This is a genomic window from Aeromicrobium terrae, assembly GCF_008039565.1.
GTDB classification, from domain to species: domain Bacteria; phylum Actinomycetota; class Actinomycetes; order Propionibacteriales; family Nocardioidaceae; genus Aeromicrobium; species Aeromicrobium terrae.
On record NZ_VDUX01000003.1, the window covers coordinates 318,305 to 338,582 of the forward strand.

Genomic DNA, 20,278 nt, shown 5'->3' on the forward strand with positions numbered 1-20,278 from the left:
CGGTGTCGTCCGTGCTGCCACGGACCACCGTCCGCTCTGCACCGGGTTTCGCTGCGGGACTGCTCCGGCGCACGACACAATCGACGGGTGGCGGCCTACCGGGTGATCTTGGTCGACGACGCGCCGCTCGTCCGCGAGGGGTTCGCCCGGCTCCTGGCCGAGGAAGGCGTCGACGTGGTCGCCCAGCATGCCGACGCGGTCGGCATCGTCGCCGCGGTCGAGGAGCTGCGCCCGGACGTCGTGGTCATGGACGTCCGCATGCCTCCCACCCACACGACTGAGGGCCTGCACGCCGCCGCGGAGCTCAAGGAGCACCATCCCGACGTCGGCGTCCTGGTGCTCTCCCAGTACGTCGAGACGCCGCACGCGATGGACCTGCTCAAGGGTGCACATGGCGGGGTCGGCTACCTGCTCAAGGAGCGCATCTCCGCGCACACCGAGCTGGTCGACGCGATCGCCCGCGTCGCCGACGGCGGAACCGTGATCGACCCCGAGGTGGTGCGGAAGGTCTTCGACTCGCCGCGACGCTCCGATCCCTTGGACCGCCTGACCACCCGGGAGCACGAGGTGCTCGCGTTGCTGGCCGAGGGGCACTCCAACGCGGCCATCGCGGACCTGCTGGCCACCAGCAACCGGACGATCGAGACCCACACGAGCCGGATCTTCACCAAGCTCGACCTGGAGGCGACCCCCAGCACCCACCGCCGGGTGCTGGCCGTCCTCGCGCACCTGCGGGCGAGCGCGAGCTGACGCGGCGTCCGTGGCAGCACGGACGACAGGGCCCGCACTCCGGCCTTGACTGGGTCGACGATCTTCCCACCCAGGAGCGCGCGATGGCCCTCTCGAGCGTCGGTGCGATGCCGCGCACGACCGACTGGTCCCTGCTCGCGTCGCTGCCCGAGACCGAGCGGGAGCAGCTGCTCGCTCACACCCGCGGGCGCACTTACACGCGCAACGAGGTGCTCGTGCGCGAGGGCGACCCGTCCGACAGCCTCCACCTGGTCGAGGCGGGCCGGCTCGCGGTCCGTGTCGGCACGGCGGCCGGCGACACCGCGACGCTGAACGTGATCGGGCCGGGCGACTGGTTCGGCGAGCTCTCGCTGCTCGGCGACGGAGCTCCGACCCGGACGGCGACCGTCGTGGCGCTCGAGACCGCGACGACGCGGGCCCTGACGGCCGGCGCGTTCGACGACCTCCGGCAGCGTCACCCCGCCAGCGGCGAGCTGCTCCTCACCCTGCTCTCGCGACGGGTCGAGGAGCTGAGCGATCGCCTGGTCGAGGTGATGTACGAGAGCCTCGACCGCCGCGTCTACCGCAGCCTGCAGCGCCTGGTCCGGATCTACGGCGACGACTCCACCCGCCCGGTGACCGTCCGCATCACCCAGGAGCAGCTGGCCGGGCTCGTCGGCAGCACCCGCTCGAGCGTCAACGAGGTCCTCCAGAAGCTGGCGCGTCGGGGCGTGGTCGAGCTCAGCCGGGGCCGCATCGTCGTCCACCAGCCGGGTGAGCTGGTGCGCAGAGCGTCATGAAGTCGACGGATCGTGCGTCGGGTTCCGGACAGAACGGTCCGCAGGATCCGAGGAAGGTAAGACCCAACCGGGAGCACCGTGTCTCCCACAACCTGAGGAGAACACCATGGTCGAGATCAACCGACCGGAAGACAGCTTCGACAAGAATGAGCTCGACGTCGAGGGCCATCGCGTCCTGCGCAACCTGCCCGGCGACGAGAGCGACGACACCGAGGGGCACCGCGTCCTGCGCAACCTGCCCGGCGACGAGAGCGACGACACCGAAGGTCACCGCGTGCTCCGCCAGACGCCGGCCGACGACGACGATGACGACACCGAGGGCCACCGCGTCCTTCGCTGACCACGCCGGGCCGGGCGGTGACGGGAGTCGTCGATCGTGACTGACGCCCTGATCCGCTCGGTCACCGCCGTGCGTGAGCTGTTCGACGCGGCCGCGTGCTCCTGCGCGCTCGCGAGTCCCGAGGGCGACTCACTGACCTTCATGGCCGCCGACGGCATCGGCGCCGAGGAGGTGATCGGCGTCGTGGTGCCCGTCGGGCGCGGACTCGTGGGCTGGACGGCGATGTCCGGGCAGCCCGTGGCGGTCCGCGACGTCGGCGACGACTCCCGGTTCGCCCGCGACATCGCGGAGAGCACCGGGTACGTCCCGACGGCCATCCTGGCCGCGCCGTTCTTCGACTCGGCCGGCGAGGTCGTCGGGGTCCTGGAGGTCCTGGACCCCGCCATCGACACGTCCGGCGACTGGCCGTTGGCGGTGCTGGGGACGCTCGCCTCCCAGCTCGGGGCGATCGTCGCGGGCGACGGCCCGTCCGACGCCGACCAGCGATACCTGGCGATCGGGCGGCAGGTCGTCGAGCTCGTCGAGCGACGATGAGCCGCCTCCCGGCCTGGTCCGAGGCGTTCGCCTCGGACCGACTGCCTGATCTCCCCGCCCTCCCGCTGGAGGACGCGCGCGACTGGGCCTTCGGCGGCTCCACCGGGGCCGGCGTCGACCTGGCCATCGTGGACAGCGGCATCGACGCCGACCACCCGGACGTCGGCGGCGTGACCTCCGCGGTCGCGATGGAGCCGGACGACACCCTGCACGAGGGCTACCGGGCGGTCGAAGGCCCGCACGAGGACCTCTTCGGCCACGGCACGGCATGCGCGGCGATCGTCCGGTCCTTGGCGCCCGACGTCGCCCTGCACAGCATCCGCGTGCTCGGGTCGAACCTGAAGGGCCGGGGGCGGATGTTCCACGCCGGGCTCCTGTGGGCGGTGGACCACGGCTTCGACGTCGCGAACCTGTCGCTGTCGAGCAAGAGCGACGCGATGTACGCGCCGCTGCACGAGGTCGCCGACCTCGCCTACTTCGAGCGCACCCTGCTGGTCTGCGCGGCGAACAACCAGCCCGGGCCGACCTATCCGTCCGAGTACGCGTCCGTCGTCTCGGTCGCCTGCCAGCCGGGCGACGACCCGTGGACGCTGTCGGCGAACCCCAAGCCGCCGGTCGAGTTCGGGGCCCGCGGCGTCGACGTCGAGGTGGCCTGGCTCGACGGTGGCAGCACCGTCGCGACCGGCAACAGCTTCGCCGCTCCGCACGTCGCCGCGATGGCGGCGCTCATCCTCGCCAAGCACCCCGGCTTGTCGCCGTACCAGGTGAAGGCGGTGCTGCAGGCGGTCAGCGACAACGCAGAGATCCGGACCGACGTCGTCCGTGACACCACGGACGACGCCGGGTCCGCTGCTTCATAGCGTCGCCATGACCTCACCTGGATGGAGCAGCCATGAGCACGAAGACCATCGCCGTCATCGGCGCGACCGGAGCACAGGGCGGTTCCCTCACCCGTGCGGCTCTGGCCGACACGTCGGGTGAGTGGGCCGTTCGCGCCATCACGCGGAACCCCGACGGCGACGTCGCTCGTGGCCTCGCGGCCGCCGGAGCCGAGGTCGTCCGAGCCGATCTCGACGACGTCGAGAGCCTCACCGAGGCGTTCGACGGTGCGTACGGCGCCTTCTGCGTGACCAACTTCTGGGAGCACTTCTCCGGCGCCAAGGAGATCGAGCAGGCACGGAACCTGGCTCAGGCGGCCGGGTCAGCCGGGGTGCAGCACGTCATCTGGAGCACGCTCGAGGACACCCGTGACTACCTGCCCGCCGGCGACACGCGCATGCCCCGACTGCAGGGTGAGTACGCCGTGCCGCACTTCGACGCCAAGGCCGAGGCCGACAAGCTCTTCGCCGACCTTCCCACCACGTACCTGCGAGCGTCGTTCTTCTGGGACAACCTCTATGCCTTCGGCCTCGGCCCCACGAAGGGCGACGACGGGTCGTACAGCGTGACCTTCCCGATGGGCGACAGCCCGATGGCCGGCATCGCTGCCGAGGACGTCGGCAAGGTGGCTTTCGGCGTGTTCAAGGCCGGGGACCGGTTCATCGGGAAGACCTTCGGCATCGCCTCGGAGTTCCTGACCATCCGCGAGATGGCCGACGGGCTCGAGGCCGTGCTGCCGACCGGCTCGATCGCCTACAACAACCCTGAGCCCGACCTCTACCGCACCTTCGGCTTCCCGGGCGCCGACGAGATGGGCAACATGTTCCAGATCTACCGCGACTTCCCCGAGGAGTTCGCGGCGAAGCGGGACACGAGCCTGGCGCGGGAGCTCAACCCGGAGCTGCAGACGTATGAGCAGTTCCTCGCCAAGCACAAGGACAAGATCCCGCTGTAGGCGGCACCGGCAGGACCCGTCGGTGGGTGGTCTCGATACACCTCCAGCTCGCTGGCGCTCGCGGAGGCACTCGACCACCGAAGCCACTTCTCGGGGTCTGGAGCCTATCGAGACCACGTCAGGCGGGCGTGGTGCCGTGCGGGAGCACCGGCGTCACGATGGTGGTGAACCGCCGTCGGCGCAGCGCCGCATCGGCCTCGACGATGGCCCGCAGCTCGTCGAGCTCGTCGCTCGTGACGCCCAGCACGGCGGCCGAGCGCTCCAGGTGGCTCAGCTCGCCCGGGGTGAACGGACCGTCGCTGAAGCACATCCGGATCGAGTCGTACAGCATGCCCCGCCTGGTCTCCGGGATCCCCGGCAGCTGGATCAGGTCCTCGAGGGTGTCGGAGTCGTCGTAGGTGGCGACCGCCTCGATCACCCAGTCCGCGTCGCGCGCGGCCGTGAGGTAGCCGATCAGCCACTCGCGCTCGCGGTCGGTGATGCTGGCGTTCCCCCCGGCGCACAGCAGCATCACCTTGCCGGCGATGAGGTTGTCCTCGTCCCTGATCTGGTCGACGACCTCGCCGGGCATGTCCCAGTTCTCGCGCACGAACCACCGCAGCGCGGTCATGCGTCGCTGCTCAGCGTCGGTCTGGACGGCCTGGTCCAGCGGCAGGGCGGCGGTCACCGTGGTGCCCGACGCGGGCGGGCTGACGAGCTCGAAGACGCCGCCGAGCGCACCGATCCGGTCGGCCAGGCCCTGCAGCCCTGACCCCGCGGAGGGTTCGGCGCCCCCGGCCCCGTCGTCGCGCACGCTGATGTGGAGGACGTCGTCGGCCACGTATGCCTGCACCGAGACGCGCGTCGCGGACGCGTGCTTGTTCACGTTGGTGAGGGCCTCGGCGACCAGGTAGTACGCAGCAACCTCGACGGCCTCGGGCAGCCGTTCGGGCAGGTCGACCTGCAGGTCGACGGGCAGGCCGGGTCGCTCCGCCAGTGACTCGAGCGCCCCGCGGAGCCCGGTGTCCTCGACGATCGCCGGGTGGATGCCGCGGGTCAGCTCACGGAGCTCGGCGATCGCGTCGCTGAGCTCGCGGGCGGCGTCGTCGAGCAGGGCGGTGAGCTCAGGGTCGTCGGCGGCTCGCCGGCTCGCCAGCCGGAACGTCAGCGAGAGCCCGACCAGTCGCTGCTGCGCGCCGTCGTGCAGGTTGCGCTCGACGCGCTGGAGCTCGCGGTCCCCGGCGTCGAGGATGCGGGCCCGCGACAGGCGCGCCTCGAGCAGCTCGGCCCGGAGCTGTGCCTTGAGCCGTTCGTTGTCGAGGGCCAGGGACGCCGCGTCCACCGCGGCCCGCAGCCGACGCGGGCGACGTAGCAGGCGACGGTCGTGCAGGAGTCCGGCCACGGGCTTGCCGCCGCGGTCGATGGGTGTGAACGCCCGTCCGGCCCGCGCGTCCGGGCGGGGCGTCGACTCCCCGAGCCCGGTGATCCAGCCGCTCCCGCTGCCGACCTGGGTGTAGACGATCTCGAGGTCCGGGTCGCCGAGCACGCGGCGCAAGGTGTCGCGGACCGTGGCGTCGGGACCGCCCGCGCCGAGCCCTGCGAACGACAACGCCAGTCGCCTGTCCCTCCGCCTGCGGATCATCGCGCCAGCAGCTCGGTGATGACGGCGAGCGAGAGCTCGTCCTTGGGGATGTAGCCCGCGGCGACCCCTTCGGCCAGCAGACGGCCGTGGTCCAAGCCGAGCGTCGACATCAGGATCACCACGGTCGTACCGACCTTCCCCTGGAGGCGCCGGGCGACCTCCACCCCGTCGATCCAGGGCATCCGGACGTCGACCAGGACGACGTCAGGGTAGCAACGCTGGACCGTCGCGAGGGCCTGCTTGCCGGAAGCCAGCTCGGCCACGACCTCGACGCCCTCGGCCTCCAGCGCCCGCCGAGCCGTCGCGCGGAACCGTCGATCGTCATCGATCAGAACGACCCGCAGTGGCATCCGTCCACCCTCCCACCAGCGACGTCGCCGGTGATCCGTGCTGGCACGGACGACTCCGCGTGACGCCGGACCTAGCGTCGGGGCACCCTCCCGAACGGACTCCCGCCATGAGCACTGCCCGACGGACCACGTCAACGCGTCGCCACATCGGACTCACCCTCGGACGAGTGCTCGTGCTCTCGAGCATGGTGTCCGTCGTGGTGCTCACGCAGGCCGGAGCCGCCGAGGCCGGCACCTCCAGCTTCGCGCGATGGATCCTGACGCACACGGGGAACGTCCCGACCAGCGTGGCCGTGGCCGACTTCAACGGCGACGGGGAGCCCGATGTCGTGACCGGTGGCAACGACGTCGTCGTGATGCTCGGCACCGGCGACGGCAGGTTCGACTCAGGGACCGACTACGAGACCTCGGGGTACTACACCGACTCGGTGGGGGCCGGCGACTTCGACGCCGACGGCAACACCGACCTGGTCGCGTCCTCCAGCGACGGGAACGAGGTCTGGGTCTGGCTCGGCAGCCCGGACGGGACGTTCGAGGACTCGACCACCTTCGGGGCCGGCGAGAACCCGAGCTCCGTCACGGTCGACGACCTCAACCACGACGGCGACCTCGACCTCGCGGTGGCGAACCGCCACGCCGGCACGGTGTCGGTCCTGCTCGGTGGGGCGGGCGGCACGTTCGGCTCGGCGGCCGCCTTCCCGGCCGGTGAGTTCCCCCTCTCCCTCGTGGCCAGCGACGTCGACGGGGACTCCGACCTGGACCTCGCGGTCAGCAACGGTGGCACCCTGGCGGTGCTGCTCGGGAACGGTGACGGCTCCTTCGGCCCTCCGACCAGCCAGGACGTGGGCGGCCTCGCCGACAGCTTCAGCGCCATCACGGCCGGCGACTTCAACGGCGACGCCGATCCCGATCTCGCCGTCCTCGGAGAGCAGGTGGGGATCGTGATCCTCCTCGGTGGCGGCGACGGGACCTTCGCCGCCACCCACACCGTCGCTCCCGTCGCCGGCTACGACACCAGCAGGGTGATGGACATCGCCGTGGGTGACTTCAACGACGACTCCCATCCCGACCTCGGCCTCGCGGCCCCCGGGTCCGGGTTCGCCGTGGTTCATGGCGACGGAGACGGCACCTTCAGTGACTTCAAGACGTTCAGCACCAACGGCAGCCCAGTGGCCGTGGCGGTCGCAGACTTCAATGCCGATCACCACCCGGATGTCGTCGTCGCGAACCAGTTCTCGGCCGACAGCTCCTTCGGCGACGTCTCAGTGCTGTTGAACACGCTCGACTCCACGCCGCCGGACACCACCATCACCAGCGGTCCAGGGGCACTGACCAACGACGCGACGCCGACGTTCACGTTCACCTCGTCCGAGCCGGGCTCGACGTTCGAGTGCCGCCTCGAGGACGCAGACTTCAGCCCCTGCACGTCGCCGCTGACGTTGCCGGCCCAGGATGATCGTGCGCACGGGTTCTACGTGCGCGCGATCGACGCGTCGGGCAACGTCGACGAGACGCCCGCCGTCCGCATCTTCCAGGTCGACACGATCCCGCCGGACACCTTCGTCCTCGACGGTCCGGAGGGGCTGACGACCGACGCGACGCCCACGTTCGCGTTCAGGGCGTCGGAGCTCGAGTTCACCTCCGAGTGCCGCCTCGACGACGCGCCCTTCAGCCCGTGCACGTCACCGCTCACGCTCCCGGCGCTCGACGACGGGACCCACACGTTCGAGATGCGCGTCAAGGACGACGCCGGGAACGTCGACCCGTCACCGGCCGTGCGCACGTTCACGGTCGACACCGTTGCGCCGCAGACCACCATCACCGGCGGTCCCGAGGGGCCGACCAACGACAACACCCCCACCTTCACGTTCGTCTCGTCCGAACCGGGATCCACGTTCGAGTGCGGCATCAACGGCGCCTTCGGCGACTGCACCTCCCCGTGGACCAGTGACGGGATCGGTGATGGTGAGTACACGTTCCAGGTGCGCGCGAAGGATGCCGCCGGGAACGAGGACGCGAGCCCGGCGAGCCGGGCGTTCACGCTCGACCGGAACCCGCCGACCACGTCGATCACCTCCGGTCCGAGCGGTTGGACCGGCGACAGCACGCCGACGTTCGGGTTCACGTCGCCCGAGCCGGGTGCGACGTTCGAGTGCCGCGTCGACGACGCCGCGTTCGAGGCCTGCACGACGCCGCACACGACCGCCGAGCTCGCCGACGGCGACCACGTCTTCCAGGCGCGGGCGGTGGACACCACCGGCAACGTCGACCCGATCCCCGCCGCCATCGCGTTCACCGTCGACACCGTCGCCCCGGACACCGTGATCTCCTCCGGACCGAGCGGCCTGATCTACGACCGGACCCCGAGCGTCAGCTTCTCCGACATCGACGGCGCGAAGTCGCACGAGTGCCGGGTCGACGACGAGCCGTTCGAACCCTGCACGTCGCCGACGACGACGGCCCCTCTGAGCGACGGTGCCCACACGTTCGACGTGCGGGCGATCGACTGGGGCGGGAACGTCGACCCGACGCCGGCACGGCTCACGTTCACGATCGACACCGAGATCTTCCGGACCGGGATCACCGGCGGGCCCAGCGGCCTGACCAATGACGCCACCCCGACGTTCACCTTCGGCACCCCGGACCCGAACAGCACCTTCGAGTGCCGGATCGCGCCGGCGCCGTTCGCGGACTGCACGTCGCCGTACACCGCCTCCGAGCTGTCCGACGGCGACCACACGTTCGAGGTCCGCGCGACGGACTCGTACGGCAACGTCGAGCCGACGCCGGCCAAGCGCGCCTTCACGGTCGACTCGGTCGCCCCGGACACCGCTGTGGACTCCGGGCCGACCGGCACGATCGACGACCAGACGCCGACGTTCGGCTTCAGCTCACCGGATGCCGGCGCGACGTTCGAGTGCCGCGTCGACGGTGCGGACTTCGGCCCGTGCGCGTCGCCGTTCACCACGGCGGTGCTCGCGAACGGCAGCCACACGTTCCAGGTGCGGGCCAAGGACGCGGCCGGCAACGCCGATGCGACCCCCGCCGGCCGGACGTTCACCGTCAAGGTCGACACCACCGCGCCGAAGACCCGGATCGACTCTGGCCCCGCGGACGTCACCAACCAGACGAGGGCGACGTTCACCTTCTCGGCCGACGAGCCGGCGACGTTCGAGTGCAAGCTCGACGCGGGCGCGTACGCCGCGTGCGAGTCCGGTGACAGCTTCGGTCCGCTCGGCAGCGGCACGCACACGTTCGCCGTGCGAGCCACGGACGAGGCCGGGAACGTCGATCCGGTGCCCGCCTCGAAGACCTGGATCGTCGACACCACGCCGCCGCAGACGACGATCACCAGTGGTCCCTCCGGGCTGAGCCTGCTGTCGAGCAAGGCGACCTTCGGACTCGCCTCGTCGGAGGGTGGTTCGAGCTTCCAGTGTCGGCTCGACAGCGGCGCCTGGCAGTCCTGCACCAGTCCGTGGAGCGTCACGCAGGTCCATCTGGGCAACCACACCGTCTCGGTGCGGGCGACCGACCCGGCAGGCAACGTGGACCCGACGCCGGCGACGAGGACCTGGTTGACGCTCGGCCTGCTCCCGCTCTGAGCGATCAGAGGTAGAGCCCGCGGGCCCTCGATGTCATGTTTCGACGCCGTGGTTCGTCATGTATGTGACGAACCACGAAGGAGACGACATGACCACCGCACCCACCCTCGTGCTGCCGCAGGGCTTCGGCGGCGACGTCATCGCGCCCGGCAGCCCCGAGTACGACGACGCCACCCGCACCCTGTTCGCCACCGGCTCGCCTCGCTACGTGCTGCGGCCTCGGAGCACCGGCGACGTCCAGGCCGCGGTCCGGCTCGCTGCCGCCTCAGGGCTCGCCCTGAGCGTCCGGGGCGGCGGCCACAGCTTCCCCGGGTTCGGCACCAACGACGACGGGATCGTCATCGACCTGCGGCACCTCGACGACGTCGAGGTCGTCGACGCCGAGCTACACGTCGTCCGCGTCGGCGGCGGAGCCACCTGGGGCCAGGTCGCGGACACCCTCGCCGAGCACGGGATCGGGTTCTCGTCCGGAGACACCCGCAGCGTCGGCGTCGGCGGCCTGACCCTGTCCGGCGGCATCGGCTGGAAGGTCCGCAAGCACGGGCTCGCCCTCGACAACCTGGTCGGTGCCGAGGTCGTCACGGCCGACGGCGCCGTGCTGCACACCAGTGAGGACGAGCACCCGAACCTCTTCTGGGCGCTGCGCGGTGGCGGCGGGAACGTCGGCGTCGTGACGGCGTTCGAGCTCGTCGCGCACCCGACCACCGACGTCTTCCACGGCCACATCACGTTCCCGGCCGCCGAGACCGAGCAGGTCCTGCAGGGCTGGGCCGCCTACCAGCACGACGCGTCCGAGGACCTCACCTCGATGGTCGTGCTCGCGAACCCGATGACCGGCGGGCCCGAGGCGCCGGTGGAGGTCCACGTCGTCGTCGACACCGACCACAACGCCCTCGCCGCGGAGATCCTTGAGCCGATCCACCGCCTCGGCACCGTGCTGGAGGACCACGTCGGGCTCACGCCGTACGCCGACGTCCTGGTCGACGGGCCCGTCCCGCCACCCGGCCTGCAGTTCGTCAGTCGCAACGCGTTCGTCGGCCACGAGTCAACGCCGGACGCGCTCAGGATCCTGGCCGAGTCGACGCGTCAGCCCGGCTCGCCCGTCGTCGCCGTCCGCACCCTCGGCGGTGCGGTCGCGCGCGTCGAGGCCGACGCCACGGCCTACGCCCACCGCCAGGCCGAGCTGATGGTGGCGAGCATGACCGTCGGACCGCCGCCCGTGGTGGCTGCGGCCCTCCCCGGCCTGGACGCGTTCTGGGCCCGCCTCGCCCCGCACACGGACGGCGCCTACGCGAACTTCCTCAGTGGGACGAGGGAGGAGGATGTCGCGGCGGTGTACCCGGAGGAGACGCGCCGGTGGCTGGCAGCCGTGAAGCGCCGCTACGACCCCGACAACCTGTTCGCCGCCAATCACAACGTCCGGCCCACGACGGGGGCGTGACGATCCGTCAGGCGTCAGCTCCGCGGGCGTCCTCCGCGGCATGCTCGATGCGGGCGGCGTGGACGCGGGCGTGCTCGATGGCTTCGGGGGTGGTGGCGAAGAAGTGCTTCTCGTGCGCGAGCCGATCATGGACGCCCAGCTCTCGGAGGACGCGCACATGCATCGGCCGTACCCCTGACAGCATCACGGTGATGCCACGGCGTTCGAGCCGACCGATGGTGTCGGCGAGAACGTGGGCTCCGGTCGCGTCGACCGTGGTGAGGTGCGACATCCGGAGCACGACGACCCTGACCCGACTGACCTCGGCCAGCTCGAGCAGGAAGTCGTGGGCTGCCGCGAAGAAGAGCGGTCCCTCCAGGCGGAAGCAGATGATGTGCTCGTCGAGCAGCTGGCGCTCCTCGGCGACGTGATCGGTCTCGTCGAGCGGAGTCTCCTCGAGACGCACCGTGCCGGCCGTCTGTTGGAGAGCGAAGAAGCCGGCCACGACGAAGCCGATGATGACGGCGACGACGAGGTCGAAGGCGATCGTGGCCCCGGCCGTGATCAGGAGGGTGACGGCGTCGCCACGCGTCGACCGGACGAGCGCCGTGAGGCTGGACACGCGCACCATCTGCACGGCGGTGGCTATCAGCACCCCCGCCAGCGACGCCAAGGGGACCTCGCTCACCCACCGCGCTGCCACCAGCACCACGAGGAGGAGCAGGACGGCGTGGGTCAGCGCGGCGAGACGCGACGTGGCGCCGGCGCGCACGTTCACCGCGGTGCGCGCGATGGCGGCCGTGGCGGGGATGCCGCCGAACAGCGGGCTGACGACGTTGGCCAGGCCCTGTCCGAAGAGCTCGCGATCGGGGTCGTGGCGCTCCCCCACGGTCATGGCGTCGGAGACCGTCGCTGACAGCAGGCTCTCGAGCGCGCCGAGTGCAGTGACGGCCGCCGCCGCGAGGACCAGACTGTCGATGTCCGCCCACGGGACGTCGGGCAGGTGAGGTGCCGGGAGGCCGGTCGGGATGTGCCCGATGGTCGTCAGTCCCCCGTCTGCCAGTGCGTTCACCAGGGTCGCCAGGGCGACGAGCAGGAGCGCGGTCGGCATCCCGGGCCGCACCCGCCCGACCACGAGGATGACGGCGACCGTGGCGATCGTCGTCGCTGGTGTGAGCCATTCTGGGCTGGACAGCCAGGCCGACACCGCGTCGGCGGCGAGCACGAGGATCTTCTCGCCGTGCGCCTCGACGCCGAGCGCGGCCGGGAGCTGCTGCAGGGCGATGATGACGGCGATGCCGACCGTGAACCCTTCGACGACGGGGATGGGGACGTAGCGAATCGCCCGCCCCGCTCCGGTGACGGAGAGCACGAGGAGCATGAGGCCGGCCATGAGGCCGACGACCAGGACGCCGTCGGCACCGTGGGCGGCGACGATCGGGATGAGGACCACGGTCATCGCGCCGGTCGGCCCGCTGACCTGGACGTGGCTGCCGCCGAACACGGCCGCCACGGCGCCGGCGACCACGGCGGTCGCGATGCCGGCGCCCGCACCGACGCCGGAGGCCACCCCGAACCCCAGCGCGAGCGGAAGCGCGACGAGGGCCACCATCACCCCGGCGGTGAGGTTCCCTCCGACACGGCCTCGAGTCCAGTCGTCCTTGCGTGGCAGCAGGTCATCGGCACGGGCCAGGAGCCCAGCGGCCCGGATGCCTCGCGATGCCCAGCCCATCAGTCTGATGTGACCATCAGCTCGTCCTCGAACTCGCTGTTCGCCGCGGCCAGACCGACGAGGATCTTCCGTGCGGCCATCAGGAGGTCGCGGACCTCCGGGGCACTGATCGAGTAGAGGACCTCACCGCCCTGGCGCCGGGACACCACGAGCGACGTCCGGCGCAGGACCGCGAGCTGCTGTGACAGGTTGCTCGGCTCGATCGCGATCCGTTCGAGCAGCTCGTGCACCGCGTGGTCGCGCTCGGCGAGCAGCTCGAGGATCCGGATGCGTGCGGGATGGCCGAGCGTGCGGAAGAACTCCGCCTTCGCCTGGTACAGCGGGACGCTCATTGACCCTCCTCCATCGACCGTCACGAACGGGCCCTACACTACAGGACTTGAACACATCTTCATGTCTTGAATCAGACGAGCACCTCACGAGTCAGGAGCGAGCAGTGACGAGCATCCAGCAGGTCATGGACGACGCAGGGCTGACCAACCTCCACGTGCAGCAGTACGTCGAGACCTGGGCCGCGACGACCGGCGCCGCCCGCGTCGAGGTCGTGTCGTCGGCCGACGACGCCCGCTTGGTCCAGGAGTCGCTCGAGGCCGGCGAGCTGCTCCCCGCTGGTACGGGCCTCTACTACGCGCGGTCCTACTACAAGGACACCGCGCGCGCCGAGGAGCGCACCATCGTCGCCACGAGCGACCCGGCTGACCGGGGTGTCTACAACAACTGGAGGCCTGCCGCCGAGATGGAGCCGAAGCTCGTCGAGCTGATGACCGGCGCCTCGGCCGGCAAGACCATGTACGTCATCCCCTACCTGATGGCGCCGAAGGGCTCGCCGCTGGAGACGTTCGCTGCAGGTGTCGAGCTCACGGACAACCGCAACGTCGTGCTCCAGATGATCCGCATGTCACGAGTCGGCGTCGAGTACGTCAACGACCTGGGCGACTCGTTCGTCAAGGCCGTGCACGTGACCGGCGACCTGGAGAACCTCGGCCAGGGCACGCCCGACGACCAGCGCTACTTCGTGACCGTCGCCGACGAGCGCACGATCCTGCACTACGGCTCCTCGTACGGCGGCAACGCCCTGCTCGGCAAGATCGCCCACGGCCTGCGCCAGGGCGCCTACGACGGCTGGAAGAACGGCTTCCTCGTCGAGCAGTTCATGCTGCTCGGCATCACCGACAAGGAGACCGGCGCGAAGTACAACATCTGCGGCGGCTTCCCGTCTGCCTCGGGCAAGACGAACCTCGCGATGACGTTGGCTCCTGACGCTCTCGGCGACCGCTACTACGTCGAGTTCTACGGCGACGACATCGCGTGGCTGTGGGTCGGCGACGACGGCAAGCTCTACGGGATGAACCCGGAGAACGGCGTCTTCGGCGTGGCCAAGGACACGAACGAGAAGACGAACCCGACCGCGATCGACTCGATCGTGCCCGGCACCGGCGCGATCTTCACCAACGTCGCCTACAACGAGAAGACCCACGAGGTCTGGTGGGAGGGTCGCAGCGACACGCCGACCGACCTCGACGGCTGGCTCGACTGGAAGGGAGAGCGGATCGCCGACCGCTCACCCGAGCAGGCGAACGACCCGTGGGCCCACCCGAACAGCCGCTTCACCACCACGCTGGCCAACGTCCCGAACGTCGCCCAGGACTTCGAGGACCCCGCCGGCGTCGAGATCCACGGCATCATCTTCGGCGGCCGCACCCGCGACCGTGAACCGCTGATCCGGGCGATCACGGACGTCGCCGAGGGCGTCTACGACGGTCTCACGCTCGGGGCCGAGGCGACCGCCGCGGCCGACGGACTCGAGGGTGTGCTCCGCTACGACCCGATGTCGATGCGTCCGTTCATGGCGTACTCGGAGGCCGACTACGCCGCACACTGGCTCGAGGTCATCGGCCGCACGACCACCAAGCCGATCTTCGCCCACGTCAACTGGTTCCAGCGCGGCGACGACGGACGGTTCCTGTGGCCGGGCTACCGCGAGAACCTCCGACCGCTGAACTGGCTGATGCAGTTCCTGAATGGCGAGGTCGAGGGCCGCCAGACTCCGGTCGGCGTGCTGCCCAGGCGCGAGGAGCTCAACCTCGACGGCCTCGACGAGCAGACGCTCACCGACCTCGACACCATCTTGACCATCGACACCGAGCGGTGGAAGCAGGAGATGGGCTTCCGCGAGAAGCACCTCGCCCAGTTCGACGGCCTGCCTGAGGAGATCTGGGCGGCGCACCGACGCGTCGCCGACGCACTCAACCAAGCCTGATCGGAGTCACCTCAGCGAGGCTTGCGCGCTCGGGAGCGCAGGGCGGTCACGTACTTCTCGTCCTTGAGCCGGACGGCGGCCTGGTCGAGCGGGACCTCGTGGCCCTTCTCGCACCTGACCTGCGCGGAGAGCGGGGCGTCGCAGTCGCGGTGCACGAGCTCGACGCCGGTGCGGTGGTCGTCCTTCAGGCCCTCGCCCCACTGGATCAGGGCGACGACGATCGGGAACAGACCACGCCCGCGATCGGTGAGGACGTACTCGTCGCGGGTGCGCTGGCCTTCCTCCTGGTAGGGGCGGCGCTCGACGATGCCGTCGGCGTGCAGCTGCTTCAGTCGTGAGGCGACGACGGCCTCGCTCAGGTTGGTGCGGCGGGCCAGCTCGTCGAACCGGGTGCCGCCGTAGAACAGCTCGCGGACCACCAGCATCGCCGAGCGCGTGCCGACCACGTCGAGCGCGCGCTCGATGCGGCAGAAGCCCTTGGCGGTCCAGAGCTCGCGCTCGGAGAACGCGCCCAGGCGTTCGATGACGTCGGTCTCGCTCATGTGAGACAGGCTACACCTGACTATGTTTTTGCCAAGTCAGGGTGTAGGTTTCTGACTATGGTCATCAATAGCCAGAGTCAGAGTGCCTACATCATCGACGCCGTCCGCACCCCGGTCGCCAAGGGGAAGCCGAACGGCGCCTACGCCGACATCCACCCCGTCGACCTGCATGCGCACACGCTCGCGGCGCTGGTCGAGCGCACCGGCATCGACCCGGCCGTCGTCGACGACGTCATCAGCGGCGCCGTCGGGCAGATCGGCGAGCAGTCCGGCAACACCGCCCGCTGGGCCCTGTTGGGAGCCGGCTTCCCGGAGTCCGTGCCGGGCGTGACGGTCGACCGCCAGTGCGGCTCGTCCCAGCAGGCCGTGCACTTCGCGGCCCAAGGCGTCATCGCCGGCGCGTACGACGTCGCCATCGCGTCGGGCGTGGAGTCGATGAGCCGCATCCCGATCGGCTCGCAGTTCCAGGGCAAGGACTTCGCCGGCAGCCGTGTTGGCCAGCGCTACGACCACGGCCTCGTCCCCCAGGGCGTCAGCGCCGAGCTGATCGCCAACAAGTGGGATCTCTCCCGCGCCCGGCTCGACGAGTTCTCCGCCGAGTCGCACCAACGCGCCGCGCGAGCCTGGAAGGACGGCCTGTTCGACTCCCAAGTCGCGCCGATCACCCACCTGCGCGTCGACGAGACCATCCGGCCCGAGACCACCGCCGAGACCCTCGCCGGCCTGCGGCTCGCCTTCAAGGACGACCACTGGGTCGAGCGCTACCCCGACGTCGACTGGCGCGTCACCGCCGGCAACAGCTCGCCGGTCAACGACGGATCGGCGGCCGTCCTCGTCGCGAGCGGTGAGGCCACCGAGCGCCTCGGCCTGACGCCGCGGGCGCGAGTGCACGCGTTCGCCGTCTCCGGCGACGATCCGATCTACATGCTCACCGGCATCATCCCGGCCACCCAGAAGGTGCTCGCGAAGGCCGGCCTGACGATCGACGACATCGACGTCTTCGAGGTCAACGAGGCGTTCGCGTCCGTCGTGCTGGCCTGGCAGAAGGAGACCGGCGCCGACCTCGGCAAGGTCAACATCAACGGTGGCGCGATCGCCATCGGCCACCCGCTCGGCGCCTCCGGTGCCCGCCTGATGACCACGCTCGTCAACAACCTCGAGCAGACCGGCGGCCGCTACGGCCTGCAGGTCATGTGCGAGGCCGGCGGCCTGGCCAACGCCACGATCATCGAGCGGGTCTGACGTGCCGACGCTCACCGGAGCCGTCGTGCTCGTCACCGGCGCCAACGGCGGACTCGGGACGCACTTCGTCCACCAGGCCCTCGAGCGCGGTGCCGCCAAGGTCTACGCCGCGGCCCGCCGTCCGAAGGACTGGGGCGACGACCGGGTCGTCCCGCTCGAGCTCGACGTGACGTCGGCCGAGTCCGTCACCGCCGCGGCAGCGATAGCCGACGACGTCACCGTCGTGATCAACAATGCAGGGGCATCGAACGGCTCGAGCGTGCTGGGCGACCTGCCCGCCGCGCGCGAGCTGTTCGAGACCAACTTCTGGGGCGCCCTCGCGGTGACCAACGCCTTCTCCCCCGCGCTGAGGGCGTCCGGCGGGACGCTGCTCAACGTGCTGTCGGTGCTCAGCTGGCTCGGCATCGGCGACGCGTACAGCGCGACGAAGGCCGCGCTGTGGCAGGCCACCAACACGCAGCGGATCAAGCTCGCGCCGGACGTCCACGTCGCGAGCCTGCACCTCGGCTACGCGGACACCCCTATGGCCGAGCGGGTCGACGCACCCAAGCTCGACCCGGCCGACGTCGTGCGGTCCGCGTACGACGGGATCGAGGCCGGCGAGTTCGAGATCCTCGCCGACGAGCTCAGCGGCCAGGTGAAGGCCGGGCTCGCCGCCCCGATCGAGACCCTCTACCCGCAGCTCAGGAGGACCGCATGACCAGGGAACGCACCTACACGTGGGAGGACCCGAAGGTCTTCGTCGACGCGGCGCGCGAGCTGCCCGGCCGGGAGTTCCTCGACCTGATCAGCGCGGGCGAGCTGCCTCCGGTCCCTGCCGGCCAGACGACCGGCATCACGCCAGTGGGCGTCGGCGACGGCTGGGCGGAGTTCGAGATGGAGCCCGCCGAGTGGCACTTCAACCCGATCGGCTCGGTGCACGGCGGCATGCTCGCCGGTCTCGCCGACTCCGCGCTGGGCTGCGCGGTGCACTCCAAGCTGCCCGCCGGCACGGGGTACACGTCGCTCGACCTGACGATCAAGTTCACCCGTGCGGCGAACCTGGACAGCGGCACGCTCCGCTGCCGGGCCGACGTGGTGACGTTCGGTCGGCGCACCGCCACCGCCGAGGCGCGGGTGACCGACAGCCACGGCCGCGTCGTCGCCACAGCCGTCGCCACGTGCCTGTTGTTGGCGAGCTGAACCGTCCTCGACGCTGCCGCCCGGCAGAGCTACGTTCTGGCCATGTGAAGGCCTCCCGAACATCGCCGCCGACGAGATCTCCAAGCACGAGAGACTCTTGGTGCCGCTGGCAGCGTCCGTCCGTGAGCTGATCGACGCCACCCTGCTGACGGAGGTCGACGAGTCCGACCTGCTGGCCGCCCAGCAGCAGGTCGACGCCGCAACGGCGTTGCTGCGCGGCCGCCAGCGCGACCGCCCTCTGGGCGTCGGCCTGGATCCCGACGGCGAGCCGCTGTCCTGGGGCAACGTCGCCATCGGCACGCGCAACCCGGTCGCGCCGCCCCTCGACGTCGTCGAGGACGCCCCCGGCCGCGCCCACCTGGACGTCGAGCTCGGCGCTGCGTACGAGGGCGCCCCCGACCACGTGCACGGTGGGTACAGCGCGCTGGTGCTCGACCACCTCCTCGGCGTCGTCGCCAGCTTCGGTCGCCTGGAGACGGCGGCCGCGACCGGCACCATCAGCCTGCGGTATCAGCGGCCGACCCGGCTCGGGCACCTGCACGCGGAGGCCGAAGTCGAGCGCACCGACGGCCGGAAGATCTTCGTCGTCGGTCACATCGCCGACGACGAGGGCGTGACCATCACCGCGGAAGGTGTGTACTTCGCCCGTCGCACCTGATCCACTTGATTTTCTCAAGTGACTCTGCCTACGGTGCAGGCGTGAAGAGCTACGACCAGTACTGCGCCGTCGCGCGCGCCCTCGACGCCGCCGGCGACCGGTGGACCCTGCTCATCGTCCGCGAGCTGTTGGCGTTCGGGCCCAGCCGCTACTCCGAGCTGCACCGCGGGCTGCCCGGCATGGCCAGCAACCTGCTCGCTGACCGGCTGCGCGCGATGGAGGCCGACGGCCTCGTGGTGCGCAGCGACGGCGACTACGCGCTGACCGACCGCGGCCGGGCGCTCGAGGACGTGCTCCGCACGCTCGCCCGCTGGGGCGCCGCCACCATGTCTGCCGGGCCGTCCGAGAACGAGGCCGTCCAGCCGCAGTGGAGCGCGCTGTTCGCCGGACTCACCCTCGCCGACGCCGCCGAGGACGAGCTCAGCATCGGGATCCGTACCGGGGAGCAGGCCGTCCAGGTCAGACTCAGCCCGGACGGCTACGCCATCAGCCGCGAGGCCGGCGACGCTGACGTCATGCTGTCCGGCTCTCCCCTGCTCGTCGGCGGCGTGCTGTCCGGCGCCCTCAGCCCGGCCGAGGCCGCTGACCTCGGCCTGGACGTCGCGGGCCACTCCGACCGACTCGCCACCCTCGTCGCGGGAGCCCACGCATGACCTACACCGAGACCGATCTCGTCGCCGCGATGGAGCAGCTGGCCGCCGAGCACGTCGGCGCCCTCTCCCAGCCGCAGCTGGACGGGATCGACCAGTTCCACGCCGGCGGCGCCGAGGCCGTCGAACGCCTCCTGCCGAGCCTCCGCCTCGACCCGACGACGACCGTGCTCGACGTCGGCTCGGGCCTGGGCGGGCCGGCCCGACAGGTCGCACGGTCCTCGGGCTGTGCCGTCGTCGGCGTGGACCTCACCGCTTCCTACGTCGACGCGGCCACGACGCTCACCGAGGCCGCCGGCCTGTCCGAGGCGGTCCGCTTCCTCGTCACGGACGTCGCCGACCTGCAGCGACGCGACTTCGACGCCGCGTTCACGATCCACGTCCAGATGAACGTCGCGGACAAGGCGCGCTTCTTCGCCGGCATCGCCGACCACCTGAGGCCGGGCGCCCGGCTCGCGATCTTCGACGTCTGCCGCACCGGCACCGGCGAGCCGAACCTGCCACTCCCCTGGTCCATCGAGGGCACCGACAGCTACCTGGCGACCCCCGACGAGCTCGTCGCGGCCGTCGAGAGCAGCGGCTTCGAGACGGTGGAGTGGGTCGACGAGTCCGCGTGGGTCGTCGACTGGTTCACCGAGCTCGGCGCCCGGCTGGTCGCGGCCGGGACGGGCGCCACCCTGCCCGCACTGCTCGACGACGGCCCGACCCGGATGATCAACTTCGCGGCAGCCGTGAGCGACGGCGTGCTGAGCGTCCACCGCGGCGCCTTCGAGCGCCGATAA

Annotated in this window: 20 protein-coding genes; 15 read left to right on the forward strand and 5 right to left on the reverse strand. The window is 70.8% G+C overall.

What is annotated here, in order from left to right:
• Positions 1 to 87: 87 nt before the first annotated feature.
• The 6 genes from FHP06_RS08245 to FHP06_RS08270 all read left to right on the forward strand — a co-directional run bounded on the left by FHP06_RS08245 (position 88) and on the right by FHP06_RS08270 (position 4,237).
• Positions 88 to 750 (forward strand): response regulator transcription factor, encoded by a 663-nt coding sequence (locus FHP06_RS08245; RefSeq protein WP_147685653.1) that lies wholly within the window; start codon positions 88 to 90, stop codon positions 748 to 750.
• Between the two features lie 83 nt (positions 751 to 833).
• Entirely contained in the window at positions 834 to 1,529 is a 696-nt protein-coding gene (locus FHP06_RS08250) for a Crp/Fnr family transcriptional regulator (protein WP_147685654.1), read from the forward strand.
• A 106-nt stretch (positions 1,530 to 1,635) separates the two neighbouring features.
• The gene (locus FHP06_RS08255) at positions 1,636 to 1,869 is read left to right on the forward strand and encodes a hypothetical protein (RefSeq protein ID WP_147685656.1); all 234 of its coding nucleotides are present in this window, start codon (positions 1,636 to 1,638) and stop codon (positions 1,867 to 1,869) included.
• A 36-nt stretch (positions 1,870 to 1,905) separates the two neighbouring features.
• Positions 1,906 to 2,403 (forward strand): GAF domain-containing protein, encoded by a 498-nt coding sequence (locus FHP06_RS08260; RefSeq protein ID WP_187271850.1) that lies wholly within the window; start codon positions 1,906 to 1,908, stop codon positions 2,401 to 2,403.
• Entirely contained in the window at positions 2,400 to 3,263 is an 864-nt protein-coding gene (locus FHP06_RS08265; protein ID WP_147685659.1) for a S8 family serine peptidase, read from the forward strand. The genes FHP06_RS08260 and FHP06_RS08265 overlap by 4 nt, the downstream gene beginning before the upstream one ends.
• Positions 3,264 to 3,295: 32 nt before the next feature.
• Entirely contained in the window at positions 3,296 to 4,237 is a 942-nt protein-coding gene (locus tag FHP06_RS08270; protein WP_147685661.1) for an NmrA/HSCARG family protein, read from the forward strand.
• Between the two features lie 118 nt (positions 4,238 to 4,355).
• Here FHP06_RS08270 and FHP06_RS08275 read toward each other — a convergent pair whose 3' ends face one another.
• A complete protein-coding gene (locus FHP06_RS08275; RefSeq protein WP_147685663.1) occupies positions 4,356 to 5,825 on the reverse strand; it encodes a histidine kinase in 1,470 nt (489 codons plus the stop codon).
• A gap of 29 nt (positions 5,826 to 5,854) precedes the next feature.
• Positions 5,855 to 6,208, reverse strand: coding sequence for a response regulator transcription factor (locus tag FHP06_RS08280; protein ID WP_147685665.1), 354 nt, complete (start codon positions 6,206 to 6,208; stop codon positions 5,855 to 5,857).
• Between the two features lie 107 nt (positions 6,209 to 6,315).
• On the opposite strand from FHP06_RS08280, the gene FHP06_RS08285 reads away from it, so the two are divergent.
• Together FHP06_RS08285 and FHP06_RS08290 are read left to right on the forward strand one after the other, a co-directional pair.
• Complete coding sequence (locus FHP06_RS08285; protein ID WP_147685667.1) at positions 6,316 to 9,810, forward strand: FG-GAP-like repeat-containing protein; 3,495 nt, start codon at positions 6,316 to 6,318, stop codon at positions 9,808 to 9,810.
• 88 nt (positions 9,811 to 9,898) lie between these two features.
• On the forward strand, positions 9,899 to 11,251 hold the full coding sequence (locus tag FHP06_RS08290; RefSeq protein ID WP_147685669.1) for an FAD-binding oxidoreductase: 1,353 nt from the start codon (positions 9,899 to 9,901) through the stop codon (positions 11,249 to 11,251).
• Positions 11,252 to 11,258: 7 nt separating this feature from the next.
• Here the strand turns inward: FHP06_RS08290 and FHP06_RS08295 are convergent, their stop codons facing one another.
• Both FHP06_RS08295 and FHP06_RS08300 read right to left on the reverse strand, forming a co-directional pair.
• On the reverse strand, positions 11,259 to 12,962 hold the full coding sequence (locus FHP06_RS08295; RefSeq protein WP_147685671.1) for a SulP family inorganic anion transporter: 1,704 nt from the start codon (positions 12,960 to 12,962) through the stop codon (positions 11,259 to 11,261).
• Complete coding sequence (locus FHP06_RS08300) at positions 12,962 to 13,294, reverse strand: ArsR/SmtB family transcription factor (protein ID WP_147685673.1); 333 nt, start codon at positions 13,292 to 13,294, stop codon at positions 12,962 to 12,964. Before FHP06_RS08300 ends, FHP06_RS08295 begins: the two co-directional genes overlap by 1 nt.
• Positions 13,295 to 13,398: 104 nt before the next feature.
• Here FHP06_RS08300 and FHP06_RS08305 point away from each other — a divergent pair, with 104 nt between their 5' ends.
• The gene (locus FHP06_RS08305; RefSeq protein ID WP_147685675.1) at positions 13,399 to 15,222 is read left to right on the forward strand and encodes a phosphoenolpyruvate carboxykinase (GTP); all 1,824 of its coding nucleotides are present in this window, start codon (positions 13,399 to 13,401) and stop codon (positions 15,220 to 15,222) included.
• Between the two features lie 11 nt (positions 15,223 to 15,233).
• On the opposite strand, the gene FHP06_RS08310 is transcribed toward FHP06_RS08305, so the two are convergent.
• Positions 15,234 to 15,764, reverse strand: a complete 531-nt coding sequence (locus FHP06_RS08310; protein ID WP_147685677.1) for a winged helix-turn-helix transcriptional regulator — start codon at positions 15,762 to 15,764, stop codon at positions 15,234 to 15,236.
• Between the two features lie 57 nt (positions 15,765 to 15,821).
• On the opposite strand from FHP06_RS08310, the gene FHP06_RS08315 reads away from it, so the two are divergent.
• From FHP06_RS08315 to FHP06_RS08340, 6 genes are all read left to right on the forward strand, one after another.
• On the forward strand, positions 15,822 to 17,006 hold the full coding sequence (locus FHP06_RS08315; protein WP_147685678.1) for an acetyl-CoA C-acyltransferase: 1,185 nt from the start codon (positions 15,822 to 15,824) through the stop codon (positions 17,004 to 17,006).
• Between the two features lies 1 nt (position 17,007).
• Positions 17,008 to 17,706, forward strand: coding sequence for an SDR family oxidoreductase (locus tag FHP06_RS08320; RefSeq protein ID WP_147685680.1), 699 nt, complete (start codon positions 17,008 to 17,010; stop codon positions 17,704 to 17,706).
• Positions 17,703 to 18,188, forward strand: a complete 486-nt coding sequence (locus FHP06_RS08325; RefSeq protein WP_147685682.1) for a PaaI family thioesterase — start codon at positions 17,703 to 17,705, stop codon at positions 18,186 to 18,188. The genes FHP06_RS08320 and FHP06_RS08325 overlap by 4 nt, the downstream gene beginning before the upstream one ends.
• A gap of 100 nt (positions 18,189 to 18,288) precedes the next feature.
• A complete protein-coding gene (locus FHP06_RS08330; RefSeq protein ID WP_230973458.1) occupies positions 18,289 to 18,846 on the forward strand; it encodes a PaaI family thioesterase in 558 nt (185 codons plus the stop codon).
• A gap of 41 nt (positions 18,847 to 18,887) precedes the next feature.
• Entirely contained in the window at positions 18,888 to 19,499 is a 612-nt protein-coding gene (locus tag FHP06_RS15995; protein ID WP_187271851.1) for a winged helix-turn-helix transcriptional regulator, read from the forward strand.
• A complete protein-coding gene (locus FHP06_RS08340) occupies positions 19,496 to 20,278 on the forward strand; it encodes an SAM-dependent methyltransferase (RefSeq protein ID WP_147685686.1) in 783 nt (260 codons plus the stop codon). The genes FHP06_RS15995 and FHP06_RS08340 overlap by 4 nt, the downstream gene beginning before the upstream one ends.